This is a genomic window from Acidobacteriota bacterium, from assembly GCA_003225175.1.
Classification (GTDB): domain Bacteria; phylum Acidobacteriota; class Terriglobia; order Terriglobales; family Acidobacteriaceae; genus Gp1-AA112.
Genome location: QIBA01000037.1, coordinates 40,994 through 58,867 on the forward strand (window position 1 = coordinate 40,994; position 17,874 = coordinate 58,867).

The window sequence follows — 17,874 nt, forward strand, 5'->3', positions numbered from 1 at the left end:
GCAATTGGTTATGGACCGCGTCACTATCCGCCAATCCCGTGAAGTGTTGAAGCGCCAGAGATCAACCCAAACAAGAACGCGGCATAAGCAGCCAACGTAATGGCCGCAGTTGCTACGGCCGCGATCATGAGTCTGCTTACCCACGGGTCGGAACGCCTGGGGGGAGCCGCTTCGGAAGGTATAGCCCACTGCGGCGACAGAGGAGCGTTCGAGCCGCGAATCCGATGAATCTTGTCGCGAATGTTGTCCATGACAGCCCGCAGTTCGCCGGATGAACCCATCCCATAGCGACCACGGTAACCCAATAACAAGCTCAGATAGAAGACTTCGAGAATGTCGGCAGTCTCAGCAGAATCGCGGCGCGCCAGCAGTTGTTGCAAATACTGGAAGAACGCCTCTCCACCCATGTGCTGTCCGAACAGCTCCTCCTGAAACGGCAATCGCGACCAGGTGGAAAAGACAGGATTGGTGGAAGCTAAAACAGATTCGTCGAGAAAGGCGATGACGGAGAAAGCGGCGAGCTTTACGTCGTCAACGTTATAGCCTTTTTGTACTGCTTCCTGCGATGCAGTCTTCAGAGCATGGCGGATGTGATCGCGAAAGCTGTCGGCGCTCGGCACGGCTTGGCGATTGAATCGCAAGCGGACAATGGCGGTGAAGATCTCCTGAAAGCTAAGGGCCAGGTTCGATCTTCTTTCTATGGCTTGAGCCGACATGGTTCCTCCCTACTCTGAAAAACCCACAGTGCTAGCTGGATCGCCAGCGACTCTACAGGACAACCTGCAATTCAAGCTCGACTGACGGCAAATCGTCGTCCGGAACGTAGACGCCTACTTCTCGCGTGCTCGAGATGTGTTCCCAGCATGGCCCCATCTTGTCGAGCGAAAAGTATTGGAATTCAGCTTTCGGCGAAATTGCCGACGGGGGAACGGTAAGGTATCTCATCACCAGTCCGGGCAGTGCGCGGGTGACTAGTTTGCTGATCCACTCGTGCGAGCACACCTTCACAATCTCCGGGACTCGCCCGATCAGGCGCGCCTCACTCCCGGAAGAACGGATTCCCAGCACCCATGTCGAGCGACCAAAACAACGCTGATCCTGCACCACACCTCTATAAAAGTTACGCTGCACCGGCGTCAGCTGGATGTTAACCGTATTCGTGGGTACCAGGATTTCCAGGTGTCTACGAATATGAGCTTCCAGGACTCCGAAGCACTGTTCCAATTCACGGTGGTTGTAAAGCGGCAGACTGTCCGGATGCGAATCCATCCCAAAAGTGCACAGCTCACCGGCAATACGGGACAACTGTCCAAACAACTCTTCGGGATGACCACGCTTCGACGTGTACAGGTGCCTCAACGCCGCAATCGCGCTGTTCACCGTATGCAGAAACCAGAAATTTGCGACATCGAGCTGACGCGTGCCGGCCTGAAATACACCGGCGGCATTTTGCGTGCGCGAGAAAAACTTTTGCTTTTCCTGCAGGGTCTCTAGTAATCGCCGGATCATCCCCAGCAACGGTGAGCTGGCCGTAAGTTTCGTGCACGGAGGGATGAATTTGGGATCGTATACGAGATGCCCTCCTCCATCACGGCGGACCCGCGCTATTGGAATAGTTTGCAGCGAATCATTACACTCAGACTCAACCAGGATTCGGATATTCTTCTGCCCAACGCGAACCTCTTTTTCGTCGCTGCCGTTGTTTATGTCGGCCACGGCGCGCTTCACGGCCACGTAACGAGCTGACCCGTTTCGACCTTCCAGATCGCAGTTGGCCTGATTTGGCTGCCGTTTCGGAACGCCCAGCATTAATAACACTTCCTGGCTCAGAGGAGAAAATTGCTCACGAATGTCCCGCGACGCTGGTAACTCGTCTGATGAGGGCATGTCGAAGACTAATCCGTCTTCGAAAATTCCGTGGGCGCCAAGTAATAAGACGCGGCCGTTTTGAATCGCCGAATCATCCAGCTTGCAGGAAACCACGCCCCAAGGTTCAAACCAGCATTGCTCCACGGCGAAGTGGATGGAGTCTTCGAAGTACCGGCTCTGTGTTTGGAAGTGGTGGGGCCCAAGGTACATTCCCTCGGACCACACAACCCGGGAAAGTGATTTCATAACTTAATCCGCAGGCTTTGCCCGGGTCCCTGGTGAATGAAACTCGACAACACCACACTGACCTTCAAAGTGAAGGACCGAGGGTAAAAACTGAAGTGATTCGGGAACTGCATCGTATGCGGGTTCTCCTTTACTGTCAAGGACAACCAGAGTAAGCTGTCGCCTCGTACTTATATGTAAAAGCAGCCCCCATCAATCGAGGGATAGGTGTCAAGTAACGCGAATTCCAACCGAGAGGATGACGAGTTCTTTTCCCCAGGAACCGCCGATGACAAACCGAAGGCTCCTGGTTCGTTTACTCAGTCGTTCATGGCTACCGGCACTCCTACCGGACCAGCGTCTCTCTTAGATCCAAAGACTCCGGCATCTCCAACACCCTTTACCGCAGAGTTTGGAAACGTGAATTCGTTGGGCTCTTTCCCTGAGAGTGGCCCAGATTGCGTTCCGGCCCGGGTGAGCGGAGCCAGCCAACAATCCGCTTCTGCTGGATCTGGAGCATTCACGACAATGTTTGGGTCGAACGCGCCGGCTCAGAAGCAGTCTTCTGAACCCCAAACCGAGGTCACGCGCGTCTTCGATCGTCCGGCCACCAACCCGCCAGTTCCAAGTGAGGCAAGACCAAGCGAATCCAGAGAGATGTTTAGCTCGGCTCCACCAGCAGCACCTGAGAATACGCAGCCCTCAGTTGCTTCTAGTCCGTCTGGAGCGAAAACACCGAATTTTACGGAGCTTTTCAAATCTCCGGCTGCCGCAGCACCATCAACGCCGGCGGCGCAGGTGCCGCTCTCTCCTTTATCTGCTCAATCTGGAACAGGCAGATTCACTGAACTATTCAAAAACGAGTCGACTTTCGTCGCGCCGAAGCCGGTCTCATCACCGACACCCTTCTCGTCGGGGCCGAGCGGCTTTACGGGGCTGTTCAAAAGCTCCTCGATTTCAGCTCAGCCATCTGCGACGCCACCGACGACCGTACCGGCCACTGAGTCGACGGCAGGCGGATTTACGCAATTGTTCAAAGGTTCGCTTCCTTCCGCTCGACCAACGCCAACCCCGCCGAAGCCTGCCGGAGAACTTACACAAATGATCTCCGGTTCTGGCCTGAGTCCATCTTCGGCAAGTCCTGGAAGTACACCCCAGGCTGGAGCAACAAGACTCTTCAGCGGAGAAAGCAGCGCGCCGGCGATGGCTCCTCTGCCGTCGGGTCCGAGCGAGTACACACGTGTTGTGAGTCCTCGTCAGTTGAGGGAATTGCAGCAGACAGCACCAGCAGCAAACAACTCCGCGCCGCCCGCAGCCACGGGCCAAACACCGGCAATGCCCGGAGCTCCGCAGATGCCTGCGTGGCCAACAGCATCGGCGCCTCTGATGCCCACGGTCGCACCTGCGCCAGCTCCGCAATTCGCATCGCCTCCAATGCCGCAGGGTGTGCCACCTTGGCAGCCGCCGCAAGTGCCCAACCTGGCTGCAGCCTTTCCTCCTGCGACTCCACCCCCGGTTCCGAAAGCGGAATCGAAGATTTTGACTTACCTGCCACTCATTATTGGGCTCAATGTCCTCTTCCTGATAGCCGTGCTCTTGATTCTGCTCTTTGCCCTGAAGCGGTGAGAGTGAGTCCTACACGCATCCGAACCGAATCGGCGTTCTTCTGTAATCTAGAAGGTCGTGATCAGTCTCCCTGTCATCTCACCAAAAGCTCCAGCTTCGTCGAAACTGTCGCGCCGAACACTCCTGAAACGGGCTTCGCTAGTGGTGGGCACAGCGAGTTTGGGGCTCGCAGGTTATGCGTGGGCAATTGAACCGAATGAGATTGATATCAGGCACGTAGATCTCAAAGTTCAACGACTCTCGGCAGCTTTTGATGGCTTCAAAATAGCTCTGCTTTCCGACCTGCATTTTGGTCCGTACACTGGGGAAAGGGAGATCGGCGCAGCCGTGGACACGGTGAACAATCTCCATCCTGACATGGTGGCTTTGCTCGGCGACTTTGTTTCGCAACCGCTGGTAGGCAACAGGAGGGCGGCTGCCAAAAAAGCCGAACCTTGTGCCCAGGTGCTTGCGCGGTTGCAGTCCCGACTTGGATCCTTTGCGGTGCTCGGAAATCACGATTTCGCAACAGATGCCAGCTTCGTCGCTTCTGCGCTTACGTCGCATGGAATTTGCCTTCTGCAAAACGCTAGACATGCCATCGAGCAGGACAGGAGTAGACTCTGGCTCCTTGGAACTGACGACGCCCTTCAGGGAAATGCGGACCTCGATGCTGCAGCATCGGGAATTCCTTCTCAGGAAACAAAAATCCTACTTGCGCACGAACCTGACATCGCAGACGGTCCGGCAAAATTGGGGATCGACGTTCAATTTTCAGGGCATTCTCACGGCGGGCAGGTTCGTGCTCCTGGTCTGCCACCTCTGTATTTGCCTCCAATGGGAAGGAAGTACTACGAAGGCTACTACCGTGTCGGAGGTCTGCAGTTATATACCAACCGCGGCATCGGGACGGTGGGAGTTCCATTTCGATTTCATTGTCCGCCCGAGGTCACGCTTGTCACCTTGCATGCGGCGTAAATCTAATCGGTTTGTCATGTTATGAAAAACATAGGAATTGTCGCCTGCAGCGCCGAGGGTGCTGCGCTCTGCTATCGGACGATCGCCCAAGCGGCGGAACCATACCTCGGCGAGTACAACCATCCGACGGTGACGCTACACTCAATTGCCATGTCGCAGTGGATGCCTGCGTTCAACGCCGGCGACTATCGCGGAGTTGGCGAGCTCATGCTGAGGTCAGCAAAAGTGGTCGCGGAAGCTGGAGCTGACTTTGCAATTTGCCCAGACAACTCCTGCCATCTTTCGTGGGCATACTTCATCGATCGCTCGCCCATTCCCTGGCTGCATATCGGCGATGTTGTGGCCCAAGAAGCGCAACGCAAGGCATCGAAGAAGGCGGGATTACTTGGAACTCGCTTCACTATGACTGGTCCCATGTATCGCGACGCTTTCCGCCGTCACTCCATTGATGTACTTCCGCCCGAACCTGAGGACCAGCAGATGATTGATGAGGTCATCTGGAGCGAACTCGTCCACGGCAGTTTTCCGGAAACATCCAGGCTGCGATACAACCAGGTAATCTCGCGCCTCAAAAAGAAAGGATGCGATTCGGTGATACTCGGCTGCACCGAGATTCCCCTTTTGGTCCGACCCGACGACTGCCCTCTGCCTACTCTGGATTCCACGCGGCTACTTGCACACGCTGCCGCCGAGTATGCCATCGGAGTAGGCAAACCATCAGTGCTTGCTTCCCGCAAAGTGGGAGGCAACCTTTAACTTGCGCGCCACTGGAAACAAAGCTCGTAATCATCAGGATCTTTGAGGTACATCTGCTTCATGCCGTACCACGCCACCTTTGGTTCCTTCGCGTCCACTTTCATGCTACGCAAATACGCATAGGCCCCATCGACATCGGGACAGCCGAAATACAGCGTGACATCTCGATGGCCGCGGGTGCGTTCCAAATCCGGTTTTGCTGGACGGTTCGCTCGCTCATAGGCCGTATTCAGCATGAGTTCTACACCCTCAAGCCTTAGCAGCACCCAATCAAAGTCCGGCTCTTGCTTCCCATCCGAGGTGACAATCTCGAAGCCCAACTTATCGCAATAAAAGGTGAGTGAAGTGGGCATGTCGAAGACCTGCAACAGCGGCGCCATACCGCGAACATTGATCGCCACTCCCATCCTCCTTGTTCCGCTCAGGAGTTGCTAGAACGACAAATTCAAAAAGGAACTAATAATTTACACGTGCACTGGGCTGCGAGGAGCCCCATTGGCTATTCACTTCTCCAGATCACCCGATCACCCGATTTGCCGATTTCTGCGGGGGGGCGTCAATGAATCTTCCGCCGCTTGCCTTCAGAAAAGTACGCTTATCTAACTTGCCTTCGCAGCGACGGTTTGCGGCGCTGCTTCGAGATGACTGAGTTGGTTGCGCTTTGTCCAGAAGAGCAGGGCACAGCCGGCGGCGCTGAGTGCGAGTGCGGCTCCGAATTCGGTGGTTAGCCAGAGTGTGCGGCCGGTGTCGCGCATGAAGTTGTCGAAGACGGCTTGCACGAACAGATTGTGGCTGGCGTGCAGGATGGCGCCGGTCCAGAGACTGCCGGAGGCCAGGCGCATCCAGGCGAAGATGAAGCTGATGGAGATGACCATCACGCTGAAGCATGCCAGGCCATACCAGCGGTTGGTGCCGGCGTTGTAGTCGGCGAACAGAAGAATTGGAGTATGCCAGGCTGCCCAGATCACTCCGCTGATCAGGCTGACCTTGGTGAACGACGTGACCTTCGCGAGTTCAGGGACAAGGAATCCGCGCCATCCGATCTCTTCTCCCAAAGCGGAACTGACGCTCTGAATGACTCCCACGGTCGATGCGAGCACCAGATAAAGCACCAGCACGCCGGCGGGCGGCATCCCGCTGAGTCCGAAACGGGAGACGAGCCGGGTGACGAAATCGGAGTTGAATCCGCCTTGGCGGGTAATCCAGACTGTGCCGTAAGCAACGGCGGCGTATGCCAGTGGAATGACATAGCTCAACACGACATATTTGCGCTGCGGCCACGTCCAGCCGAGAGAGCGGACGTCGCGCTTGAGGATGCGGCATGTGAGCAGGGCCGCTGCGCCAGGGCTCCACATCAGTCCGAAGACGTAGCCAAAGCCGGCGGAGAGGTGCTTGCTCCAGATGATGAGTGTCCAGAAAATCGCGCTGATGGCGAGCGTGAGTACCAGGTAGACTGAGAGTGCTTTGCGGCTTGTCATGTCAGTACCAGTGGCGGCAGCCGCTGGGTATTCAGAAACCCTGCGGTAGCGGGCGGGTGCATTTAGTCGTTAGCGTTGGCGAGGTTACACGAGACGAGCCCAAAGGGCCAGCGGGTTGGGCTCAGGTCAGCGCCGGTAGCCGGAATCTGGCAATTACGTTTTTCATGGCGAGCGACGCTACAAGTGTTGACTCGGGACTCCGAGTCGGGGTAAAGAAGAGGATGCTGTGGGAGAGATGAGCAGGATCGCGATGAGAGGACGAGAATCCCGTCGGTTGCGATTCACTGATAATTCACTGTTAATTCACTGCCCATTGAAGAATCCTCCAGTGTTTATACGGGTTTGACGCGGCACAAAAAAATTCGCTGTTCTTTTCGCTGTTAAATTCGCTGTTATCTCGCTGATCAGCGAATTAACAGTGAACTCTGCGGAGCTGACTGACACTTCATTCGTAACGGAGCGCCTCCATCGGATCAACTGATGATGCGCGCCTTGCCGGCATCGCGCAGGCGAGCCCCGACGTGATTACCAGCAACGCCGTAACCCCGAGCAGCATCAGAGGATTCCGCGAGCTGCCTTCAATCCAGGTCGCAAGCAGCCGGTTGAGCGCAAACGCGAGCACCAGTCCTGCGAGCACTCCCGATCCGACGCTGAAAGCCGCCGAGCGGAAAACCATCAGGACGACATCTTCGCGCATGGCGCCGAGCGCCATGCGAATTCCGAACTCGCCGGTTCGCTGCGCCACCGTATAGGACACGACACTGTAGAGTCCGGTCGCTGCCAGTCCCAGCGCAAGCAGAGCAAACAGAGCGAATAGGAAGGCAATCATGTGTTCGCGCGCATACTCCGGCTGGTTCGTAATCCACTCCTCCAGGCTTCTGGTTGGCTTAAACACCTGCTGATCCGGATCGACAGTCTGTATTTGTTGACGTATCGAGTGAAGAAGCGCCAAGGGATCTTTCTGGGTGCGCACTAAGACCTGCGTCCATACCGGCATTGACACGGTATAGGGAACGTAGAACTGTGGTTTGATCGGCTTGCTGAGTCCATCGTCGCGAGCGTCTCCGACGACTCCTACGATTCGTATCCAGAAATTGCTTTCCGGAACAGTGAGCTGAAACGGTGGCTCGCCTTTCAATTCGGGAATACGGAGCTGGCTGCCAACCGCGTCTCCATTTGGGAAGAACCGCTGGGCCATAGTTTTGCCGATAATGGCAACCTTATCTCCCCGAGCAGTCTCCGCCTGATCGAAGATTCTTCCTTGCAACAAAGGAATGTGGAGAACAGAAAAGTATTCCGGACTGACGAAGTTCAATGTTCCGCGCTGCTGCTCGGCTGCCGGCTTGCCTGAAATCTCAAAGCGCAGCTCCCATCCGTTATTCGGCGGGGTAGCGTTGGTGGAGATGCCGGCAGAGACTACCTCCGGCATGGCCGCAATTTTCTGCTTCAGCTGTTCAAAGAACGTGGCGCGCGCCTGCCATGTTGTGTAAGTGTTGTCGTGAACTGGAATTCCCACGGACATCACATTGTGCGGATCGTACCCAAGCTCGATATGCATCACGCGTACGAAGGCCTGCATCGCGGCTCCAGCGGAAGCAAGAAGAAGGAGAGTGAGTGCCATCTGTCCGGCGATCAAGCTTCTGTGCATGTAACGGCCTTTCACATCAGCCGTTATCTTACGTGTGCTGGATTGCATTACCTGCGCTATATCCGGACGCGACGATTGCAAGGCCGGGGCAATCCCGAATCCGATTCCCGTTAACAACGCCAGCCCGACACTGAACACCAAAACGGGAAGGTTCATCTTGATGGCAGCTTCGTGAGGAAACGAAAACGCCGGTAGCCAGTTCACAATCAGGTTCAGCAACAGGTAGCCAAGCAAAACGCCTAGCAGCGTACCTGTAAATGAAAGGAGCAACGACTCTGTGAGGAGCTGGCGAAGAATCCTGCTCCCTGCCGCGCCGATCGCGGAGCGCACCGCCATTTCGTGCTGGCGGGCGGTTCCACGAGCTAACAGCAAAATAGAGACGTTGCCGCAACCAATGAGAAGCAATAACGCTACCGCGATAAATAGCAGGCGAAGTGTCCCTCCCAGCCTTTCGATGAATTGATCGTTGAGTCCCTGAATGGCAGTTTTAAACTGTTCCGGAAAATGCTTCGGAGTTTCCTTAGCAAATTGCTCGAGCAAAACTTGGAACTCCGCGTTGGCCGCGGCGTGACTCACTCCGGGCTTTAACCTGATCATGGGCATCACTGCCCGTGCAGGATCATTCACAAACTTCCACAATAGATATACGTCCCCATCGCCCCAGGTGAACCGCGACGGAGCAACACCAACCACGGTGTACGACTTGTGTGTGAGCTGAATCGTCTTGCCGACGATGTCTGGATCGCCGTTGTAGTGTCGTTGCCAGAACTGATAGCCCAATACTGCCACCGGCTGCGGATCTTGACCTTCGGGTGCGTCGGTGGGCAGCAGCGCACGTCCTAAAAGCATCGGGACGCCAAAATGGTTGAAGGCATTTCCCGTGAAATAAATTGCTGTGAGATCTTCCGGGACATCACCGCCGGTCGTTGTGAGGTTCCACTCGTCCATCGCGGCGACACTCTCGACTGAATTTGCATTGCGAAGTTGCTGAAGCTGCGGTCCGCTCAAGACTATCCACCGCTGGTTTTCGCCTTTGTCTTTCACAACCAGGTGCACCATACGGTCTGAGTCCGCATAGGGATACGGGTTCACGAGCACCGCGTAGACAACGCTAAACACAGCGCAGGTCGCGCCAATCCCAAGCGCAAGAGAAAGAATCGCGACTACAGTAAATCCTGGTGAGGTGCGCAACTGCCGCAGAGCAAAACGGAGGTCCTGAAGCAACGTCTGCATAGTGTCTCCGGTCGTGAGCCGGTATGTATGGGCAAGTGTTAGACCGAAAGAAGAGGTAAAGGTTGGAGCTTTTTTTCTGCGATTACGTCTACGGCGCAGCGAGGGACCGATCCACGATTATCCTGAACTGGAATGAGCTGTGCGGCGCCGAACAGATGCTGCAGCACTGTTCGTCTTCGAACAGTGCTGTGCGAAATCGTGAAGCTCACCATCTAACACCTGAACAAAGTTGCAGGAATTCAGCGACTTAGGTTCGCGGCAAGTTCTCTCTCCGTACAGAGAGCTCCAAGATGGATCCTATGGTCGCGTTGAGAGGGGAATAGCTCTTTGAGATCCCGAAATTGCAGGCTCTTCGCCGCTAGAGACACAGCATGCTGCGCCGCTGCTAGGTGGCATCGAGTGCTGGTGAGATTGTTTCACACGCCTCATTTTGAAGACGCAGCCTGCTGCGTGTCTACCCGGAACTCTTTCGCCGCTCCGCTTACCACAGTAACTCCATCCGGATTCACCCTGAATGGAAGTACTCGGCCTCCATTCTTACGGGTTGCTTCAGCAACCTTCTCGTGACTGCCTTCGCGAACAAATAATACAAAACAGCCTCCACCGCCCGCACCACAGACTTTTGCGGCTAATGCGCCTTTGCGCTTCGCCACTGCGATCAGCTTGTCGATTAGAGGCGTCGTAATGCCGGGAGCGTTGGTGCGGCGGAGTTTCCATTCTTCGCCCAGCAGTCGCGCAACGTCGTCCCACTTTCCCGATTCGAGAGCTGCGTGCATCTCTCGCGCAATGGCGCCAATCTGTTCGAAGTTGCGGAAGACTCGCTTCTCGCCGTTGATGTGCGCCTTAAACACTTCCCAGTTGTTGATGCCGGATTGGCGCGGGGCTCCGGTGTACACGAGCACAAATCTCGATTCAATGTCTTCAGGCGGGACTGCAATCGACTGCCGGTGAATGCCATCCACGTCGAGGTGAATGGCGTTTGCTCCGCCATAAAGCGCTGGATAGTAGTCCTGGCATCCAGTTGGAACTTTGATCAGCTGCGCCTCTACGTTCTGTGAGATCACGCGAATCTGCTCTCGATCGAGTGCTCTTCCCATGTACTGAGCCAAAGCAGCCACCGTGGCCACCATGAGCGCTGAGGATCCTGAGATGCCTGCGCCGGCGGGGGATTCGGAGTTCGTCTCGAGAGTGAATCCTCTTCCATTTCGCGGTCCTTCCGGAAGGAAGAAACGCACAAGATGCTCGGCCAAATGATGCTTCGTCGCTTTCGCGCGGCAGAACTCATCGAAGTTTCGGAAGTGATCTTCGCGTCCGGTATCGATCGACTTGAAGTGGATCGCCTGATCGGCCGAAGGAGTAATCTGGCAACGCGTGAGAATGTTGACCGCAAAATTTACGGTCACAGCGCCGGGATGAAACAGATAGAGTGGCCACAGATCGAGTGTGCTGCCCGCCAGATCCACCCGGCAGGAAGCATGAGCAACGATGGTGTCGTTTCTTGTTGCTTGAGGTGAAGAGGTTTGAGATTTCGGCATCAGCGCTCAGTGAAGAACTGCGCGATGTTGCGGAACTTGGTGTACCGCGACTCGAGTAGGCGATCTGCCGGCAGGGACAACAATTCCTTTAAGGTACTCTGAAGGACTTCGTCGACCACGGCTGCCGCCGCATCGACGTCGGTGTGAGCGCCGCCATCCGGCTCCGGAATAATTCCATCAATGCACTTGAGATGCTGAAGGTCCAGAGCAGTGATCTTCATTGCTTGCGCAGCAATTTCCTTCTTTGTCGCATCGCGCCACATGATCGAAGCACAGCCTTCGGGTGAAATTACGGAATAAATTGCGTTCTCCAGCATCAGCACGCGATCGGCTACGGCGATCGCCAGTGCGCCGCCGCTTCCGCCTTCACCGGTAATGATGGCAATCGTTGGAACACGCAGGCGTGCCATCTCTCGCAAGTTAAGCGCGATAGCTTCGCCCTGACCGCGTTCTTCCGCTCCCAATCCAGGATAGGCGCCCGGAATATCGATGAAGGTAATAATCGGACGCGTAAACTTCTCCGCCAGCTTCATCGCACGTAGCGACTTGCGATAACCTTCCGGATTCGCCATACCAAAGTTGCGCTGGACGCGCTGCTTGGCGTCGCGACCTTTCTGTGTCCCGAGCAACATCACTTCGTGGCCATGAAAGCGAGCCATACCGCACAGCAGCGCTGGATCGTCCGCGAAACGCCGATCTCCGTGAATCTCGCTCCAGTCGGAAAACAAGCGTTCGACATAATCGAGGAAGTAAGGACGCTGCGGATGCCGCGCCAGCTCCGTCTTCTGCCAGGCCGTGCTCATTTCGAACTGCGTGCGCAGGCTCTCGACTTGGCGGTGGAGTTCGTAAAGCTGCTGCTTGGTTTGCACATCTGCGCCGGTCACCGATTCCAGGTGCGCGATCTGCCGTTCAATGCTTTCAATGTCTTTTCTGGCTCTGGTAGCTGCGTCCATGAATGGGGAATAGCTGAGGGCAAGAGACGATCAGTCAACGACCTGAACGCTGCCGCGGCCGCAGAGTTCTTCTGCGCGTGCGATAAAAAGCCGATCAGCCTGAACATTATAGCCGTCAGCTTCCATCACTACCATGAAATCACCGGGACGTTCCAAGTTGAACAGCACCTTGGCTTCGCCGCGACGGTCACGAAAGAGCTTGTGCAGAGCATCGACTGTTTCAGGCTGCGCGATATCGAGCGGCAAGCGGATGCGCACTGAGCGCGGGAGCTTTGGCTTAATTTCGTCAAGCGATGAAATCGTGGAAATCGCCAGTTTCGGGTTTGCTCCTTCTTCAACACGCACGGCCCCACGCACGAAGACTGGAACTTCCATTTTCAGTTTGTCGGCGAGGCGTTTGTAAGCCTCCGGAAATACGATCACCTGGACCGAACCTGCCATGTCTTCGAGCGCAGCCTGCGCGTACAGATCCCCTTTTCGCGACTTGATCACACGAACTCCCGAAATGATTCCAGCCGTCGGAATTTCGTCTTTACCGGTTCCCTGTTTCATCGCGCAGATGGCTGCGGTATCCAAATACCCGCTGAAGTCCTGCAGCTTGTCACGGTACTTCTCCATCGGGTGACCTGTGATGAAGAATCCAAGGATTTCTTTTTCGGCGGCAAGGCGCTGATGCTCGTCCCATTCTGGGACCTCGGGCAGACGGTCGTTTTGCTGCGGCATGTCGGAGGCAAAGACGCCAAACAATCCGTGCTGACCGAATTCTGCATCGCGCTGCGTCTTCTGTCCGCGTTCGATGGCGCGATCGAGTCCAGCCATGAGTTGCGCGCGAGTTCCGAGCGAATCCATGGCGCCGCTCTTGATCAATGATTCGAGAACGCGTTTGTTCAAAAGTCGCAGATCGACTTTTTCGCAGAACTCGAAGAGCGAAGAGAATTTCTCGACCTCCGCCCGTGCCTGAATGATGGAGTCAATAGCATTGCGGCCCACGTTTTTTACCGCAGAGAGCCCAAAACGGATCGCTTCACCGTGCGGCGCGAAGTCGGCATCGCTGAAATTGATGTCCGGTGGCTCGACCGGAATTCCCATTTCGCGACATTCGTTGATGTACTTCACGACTTCGTCGGTGCTGCCCGCCTGAGAGGTCAGCAACGCGGCCATGAACTCCATGGGGTAGTGCGTCTTGAGATAAGCGGTCTGGAATGCGAGAAGCGCATACGCAGCGGAGTGCGACTTGTTGAAGCCGTATCCGGCAAACTGCTCCATCAGGTCGAAGATTTTTACGATCTTCTTCTCCGGGAAGCCTCGCTCGACCGCGCCTTTTACGAAACGGTTGCGCTGCTTGGCCATTTCCTCCGGATTCTTCTTGCCCATGGCGCGGCGCAGAAGATCAGCTTCGCCGAGTGAGTATCCAGCCAGCCGATTGGCGATCTGCATCACCTGCTCTTGATACACGATGACGCCGAGCGTCTCCTTCAGGATCTCTTCCAACTCCGGTAGCTCGTATTCGACCTTGCGGCGTCCGTGCTTGCGCTCGATGAAATCGTCGATCATGCCTCCCTGAATTGGTCCGGGACGGTATAGCGCGTTCAGGGCCGTGAGGTCTTCTATAACCGTGGGCTGATAGCGGCGAAGCACGTCGCGCATGCCCTGCGATTCAAACTGGAAGACGCCAGACGTAAGTCCTGTATGGAAGACTTTTTCGTAAGTCTCGCGGTCGGTGAGAGGCAGCGCCAGCAAATCGAGCTTCACGCCACGCGTTTGCTCGATCAGCCGCAACGCGTCTTCAAGAATCGTTAGCGTCGTAAGCCCAAGAAAGTCCATCTTGAGCAAACCGATCTTCTCGACCGCCTTCATATCAAAGGCGGTGACGATTTCATCGTTTTTGGTCTTATGTAGCGGAACCAAATCGGTGAGTGGCTGCGGCGAAATCACAACTCCTGCAGCATGAACTCCGGAGTTCCGCACCAAGCCTTCGAGCCTGCAGGCAATGTCGATCAGTTCGCGGACCTGTACCTCATTCTCATACGCCTGCTGCAGCGGGGGAGAATCGGCCAGTGCCTGATCAATCGTGATATTCAGAGTATTCGGCACCATTTTGGCGATGCGATCTACATCGCCGTAAGGAATATCCATCGCGCGGCCAACATCTTTGATTGCGGCTTTCGCAGCCATGGTTCCGAAGGTGATAATCTGCGCGACTTGCTCGCGTCCGTATTTACGCGTCACGTAGTCGATGACTTCGCCCCGCCGATTCATGCAGAAGTCAATGTCGATATCCGGCATCGAGACGCGTTCCGGATTCAGGAATCGCTCGAAGAGCAGTTCGTTCTGCAAAGGATCAATGTCCGTGATCCCCATAGCAAAAGACACTAGTGAGCCCGCAGCAGATCCGCGTCCCGGCCCCACCGGGATGTGGTTTTCCTTTGCGTAACGAATGAAGTCCCAGACGATCAGAAAGTATCCCGAGAACTTCATCTGCTTGATGCAGTCGATCTCGCGTGAAAGCCGCTGCTCGTAGTCCCCGATTGACTTTCTAAGCTCACCCTTCGCCTGCAGAGCGCGAATCATCTCCAGGCGCTTCGCAAATCCCTCGCGGCAGACGTGCTCAAAGTAGCTGTCGAGATCTTCTCCCGCGGGAATATCGAATTTGGGAAATGGATTCTTAACCTTGTCGATCTTCGCATTGCAGCGCTCCGCGATAGCCATCGTGCGCTTCAGCGCATCCGGAATCTCGCCGAAGAGGCGCTGCATCTCGTCAGCCGACTTTACATAGAACTGATCGCTCTCGAACTTGAAGCGCTTCTCGTCGTGAATCGAGGAAGCGGTCTGGACGCACAGCAGAACTTCATGTGCGTAGGAGTCCTCACCACAGATGTAGTGGCTGTCATTCGTGGCGACTAAGGGGATATCCAAGTCCTTCTCGAGCCGCAGGAGATCAGGACGAATATGTCTCTCGAGTGCAAGGCCCTGGTCCTGAATCTCGAGAAAGAAATTTCCCCGTCCGAAGATGTCGTTGTATGTCCCTGCTGTTTGCCGAGCGGCCTCGTACTTCCCTGCCATGAGGTTCTCGCAGAATTCTCCGGCCAGGCAGCCCGACAGTCCGATCAGTCCCCTTGCATGATCAGCCAAAAATTTCTTGCTGACGCGCGGCTTGTAATACATGCCATGCAGCGATGCCTCGGAGGTGATCTTTACCAGATTGCGATACCCCTCATCCGTCTCGGCCAGAACTAGCAGATGGTTGTACTCATCGCCTTCAGGCGCCGCGCGATGATCGTCCTTCTTACAGACGTAAAGCTCGCAGCCGATGATCGGCTTCACCCCAGCTTTGGTGGCGGCGTCATAAAAGGCAACTGCACCGAAAATGTTGCCATGATCGGTCATGGCGACCGATTTTTGGCCAATTTCGGCTACGCGTTTGACCAGTTTTTCGACGTCGCAAGCCCCGTCGAGCAGAGAGTAGTCGGTATGCAGATGAAGGTGGGTAAACTCGGACATCGTTTGGAGGGCTCGTCATCTCGATTCTAATCGGATAGCAATTCGCCGGAGGCTGAGGAATTCTTGGTCAATTCGTGGAAAAGAAGTCCCATGCTTCCTCTGTCTAATGGCTTTCTGCTCTTCTCCCCAACCTGCTTGAGCTGTAGTAGCGCCAGTATCGAGAGGTTTCAGCTACCCTACCCCTTCCCTCCTTCTTCTGCGAGCCAAATTGATTTGAAAGGAGTTACTCTTAAATTCCAGCGCTTTTCCCGATTTTGACCACACTATGTTCTGATTCCGAAGTTGAAATCACAAAATCTAGTGATTTACGTCTTCAGGTCTTGTCATTGTTTGCCCGTTTCGACGCCCATAAGCGTGGATTTTTACAGCCACGAAGATTGATCTTCAGTAGGCGGCATTGTTCTCTATTTGTTCGCCTATGACAACTGAGATGGAACCATACTCTCTCCGGTGAAGTCAAGGATTGACTGAATGGCTGGAATTGAAGAAAGGGCCGGCGGAACGGGAAATCTAAACAACAAAAAAGAGAAGAGGCACGATTCAACGATTCGCGTGCCTCTTTTTGGAATGAAACTCTACTTCGGACAGGGGATCGCCGAATGCGGCAGAGTGCTCTCATCTGGGAAGCTAAATGCACCATCGATCGCATTAGAGGTTGGTCCCATTTCAAACCATTGCAATAACGGGATCACTTGAGGATGGTAGATGAACGGCTGACCTTTCTCTTTGATGGTGATTGGGATCGACGCAACCGGCAAGGTTTCGATCGGATCGCCCTCTTCCAGGTTTGCCTGACACGTCTTGGAAGTGGCAGGAACACCGGCGAATTGCCAGGAGGCGGTTGCATTGTCGACAAATGGATCTGCAAAGGCTTCGGTTATCTCGTGCGATAGAGCGGTGACGTCCTGGAAGCCTCCACCGAACAGTCCGGGAGAAATCCAGCTCGCGTATTCTCCGACGAAGCGAGGCTGGGGAACTGCACTCAAGTCGCGGAAATAGGTATGGAAACCGAGGACGCAGCAACTTCCTGGAGTTAGGGGCTTATTTGCATTAAACGAGTACAGGAAGGTGTTGGGCAACATCAGCGTGCTCAGGGCATCAGTGGTGAAGGTTCCGTTGTTGATTTCATTGATGAACCCGCTGCTGAACAAAGAGTTGAACAGCAGATCCAGCATCAGGACGAACCTGCTGCCATCAGGGGCAGTTCCGCTCGCATAGCCGAGTGCCTGAACGACATTGCCATTCGCGAGACGGACGTTCACAAATTTAGGAATCGTAAAGGTTACTCGGTCTACGATGTTGGGAACCAGCGTCGTGTTCCAATTCGGAGCCATTCGGTTGTAGAACTGAGCTCGATGTATAGCGTCGGCATACTGAATCTGATTTCCCGAGCGGTAGTTTATGAAGTTGAAGTTTGGCGACTGGAGCGTGAGGCTCTCGAAGGGAGCGAACGGTACAGTCGCGAAAAGGGCGCCGTCGGGATTGAGTAAATTTAAAGAGACGGTTGCGATCGGTGCCGGAATGTGGGTTGTCCCGCCCACGAGAGGGTGATTCCCCATCATCGTGAATCGAAACAACCTGCCAAGACTTGGTCCTGCCTGGGTAATAAAGGCGCCATCAAAAGTAACCAGGCCATCCATTCCATCAATTGTGGAAGTGTTGCTTCGAACAGCTCTGGCGCTGCTGCCCGGGCCGGGACCCTGCCCACCAGCGGCGTTGTTTTCGACGAGTCCTGTAGTTGCGTCGAAGACTACATCCGACGTAATGGTCACCTGTGAAACTTGATTAATGTCAATTGGGCCCACGTCACCATAGCCAGCTGTGCCACTTGCCAAGGCCGCTGCGGCTACGGGGTCGTTGGTTTGCGCGACACCAGCCATAGTCAAAGCTAGTACGGACAAAGACGAAGTGAGAAAACGTACAGAAAGTTTCATCCATTAGCTCCAAAGCTCAGATTCAGAGCTGAATCTGGCCGAAGCAAGATACGCTACTCTGCCTGGAGTGTAAACAACGCCGTTACTGGAATTCGACTTTTATCCCAGTTTTCTGCGTTTCGTGTCTTGGCGGGTGTGATCTGCTCTTGGACCGCGCGA

General features: G+C 55.1%; 13 protein-coding genes. 4 read left to right on the forward strand and 9 right to left on the reverse strand.

What is annotated here, in order from left to right; translation table 11 throughout:
- Nucleotides 1-23: 23 nt before the first annotated feature.
- Both DMG62_07435 and tssK read right to left on the reverse strand, forming a co-directional pair.
- Nucleotides 24-716, reverse strand: a complete 693-nt coding sequence (locus DMG62_07435) for a DotU family type IV/VI secretion system protein (protein PYY23493.1) — start codon at nucleotides 714-716, stop codon at nucleotides 24-26.
- Nucleotides 717-768: 52 nt separating this feature from the next.
- Nucleotides 769-2,115: a type VI secretion system baseplate subunit TssK gene (gene tssK / locus DMG62_07440; GenBank protein ID PYY23494.1), complete on the reverse strand. Its 1,347-nt coding sequence runs from the start codon at nucleotides 2,113-2,115 to the stop codon at nucleotides 769-771.
- A gap of 207 nt (nucleotides 2,116-2,322) precedes the next feature.
- On the opposite strand from tssK, the gene DMG62_07445 reads away from it, so the two are divergent.
- From DMG62_07445 to DMG62_07455, 3 genes are read left to right on the forward strand one after another with little or no spacing between them, the layout of a single operon-like run.
- Complete coding sequence (locus tag DMG62_07445; GenBank protein PYY23495.1) at nucleotides 2,323-3,720, forward strand: hypothetical protein; 1,398 nt, start codon at nucleotides 2,323-2,325, stop codon at nucleotides 3,718-3,720.
- Nucleotides 3,721-3,777: 57 nt separating this feature from the next.
- Nucleotides 3,778-4,677 carry a hypothetical protein gene (locus DMG62_07450; protein PYY23496.1) on the forward strand — a complete coding sequence of 300 codons (900 nt, stop codon included), beginning with the start codon at nucleotides 3,778-3,780 and terminating at the stop codon, nucleotides 4,675-4,677.
- 21 nt (nucleotides 4,678-4,698) lie between these two features.
- Nucleotides 4,699-5,433, forward strand: coding sequence for an aspartate racemase (locus DMG62_07455; GenBank protein ID PYY23497.1), 735 nt, complete (start codon nucleotides 4,699-4,701; stop codon nucleotides 5,431-5,433).
- On the opposite strand, the gene DMG62_07460 is transcribed toward DMG62_07455, so the two are convergent.
- Together DMG62_07460 and DMG62_07465 are read right to left on the reverse strand one after the other, a co-directional pair.
- Complete coding sequence (locus DMG62_07460) at nucleotides 5,430-5,834, reverse strand: glyoxalase (protein PYY23633.1); 405 nt, start codon at nucleotides 5,832-5,834, stop codon at nucleotides 5,430-5,432. The two genes, DMG62_07455 and DMG62_07460, sit on opposite strands and share 4 nt — an antisense overlap.
- A gap of 198 nt (nucleotides 5,835-6,032) precedes the next feature.
- On the reverse strand, nucleotides 6,033-6,911 hold the full coding sequence (locus DMG62_07465) for a CPBP family intramembrane metalloprotease domain-containing protein (GenBank protein PYY23498.1): 879 nt from the start codon (nucleotides 6,909-6,911) through the stop codon (nucleotides 6,033-6,035).
- On the opposite strand from DMG62_07465, the gene DMG62_07470 reads away from it, so the two are divergent.
- Nucleotides 6,905-7,150 (forward strand): hypothetical protein, encoded by a 246-nt coding sequence (locus DMG62_07470; protein ID PYY23499.1) that lies wholly within the window; start codon nucleotides 6,905-6,907, stop codon nucleotides 7,148-7,150. The genes DMG62_07465 and DMG62_07470 overlap by 7 nt on opposite strands.
- A gap of 206 nt (nucleotides 7,151-7,356) precedes the next feature.
- Here the strand turns inward: DMG62_07470 and DMG62_07475 are convergent, their stop codons facing one another.
- From DMG62_07475 to DMG62_07495, 5 genes are all read right to left on the reverse strand, one after another.
- On the reverse strand, nucleotides 7,357-9,792 hold the full coding sequence (locus DMG62_07475) for an ABC transporter permease (GenBank protein PYY23500.1): 2,436 nt from the start codon (nucleotides 9,790-9,792) through the stop codon (nucleotides 7,357-7,359).
- A 425-nt stretch (nucleotides 9,793-10,217) separates the two neighbouring features.
- Nucleotides 10,218-11,327: a GHMP kinase gene (locus tag DMG62_07480; protein PYY23501.1), complete on the reverse strand. Its 1,110-nt coding sequence runs from the start codon at nucleotides 11,325-11,327 to the stop codon at nucleotides 10,218-10,220.
- A complete protein-coding gene (locus DMG62_07485; protein PYY23502.1) occupies nucleotides 11,327-12,280 on the reverse strand; it encodes an acetyl-CoA carboxylase carboxyl transferase subunit alpha in 954 nt (317 codons plus the stop codon). The genes DMG62_07480 and DMG62_07485 overlap by 1 nt, the downstream gene beginning before the upstream one ends.
- A 30-nt stretch (nucleotides 12,281-12,310) precedes the next feature.
- Entirely contained in the window at nucleotides 12,311-15,781 is a 3,471-nt protein-coding gene (locus DMG62_07490; GenBank protein ID PYY23503.1) for a DNA polymerase III subunit alpha, read from the reverse strand.
- Nucleotides 15,782-16,356: 575 nt separating this feature from the next.
- Nucleotides 16,357-17,715 (reverse strand): hypothetical protein, encoded by a 1,359-nt coding sequence (locus tag DMG62_07495; protein PYY23504.1) that lies wholly within the window; start codon nucleotides 17,713-17,715, stop codon nucleotides 16,357-16,359.
- Nucleotides 17,716-17,874: the final 159 nt, after the last annotated feature.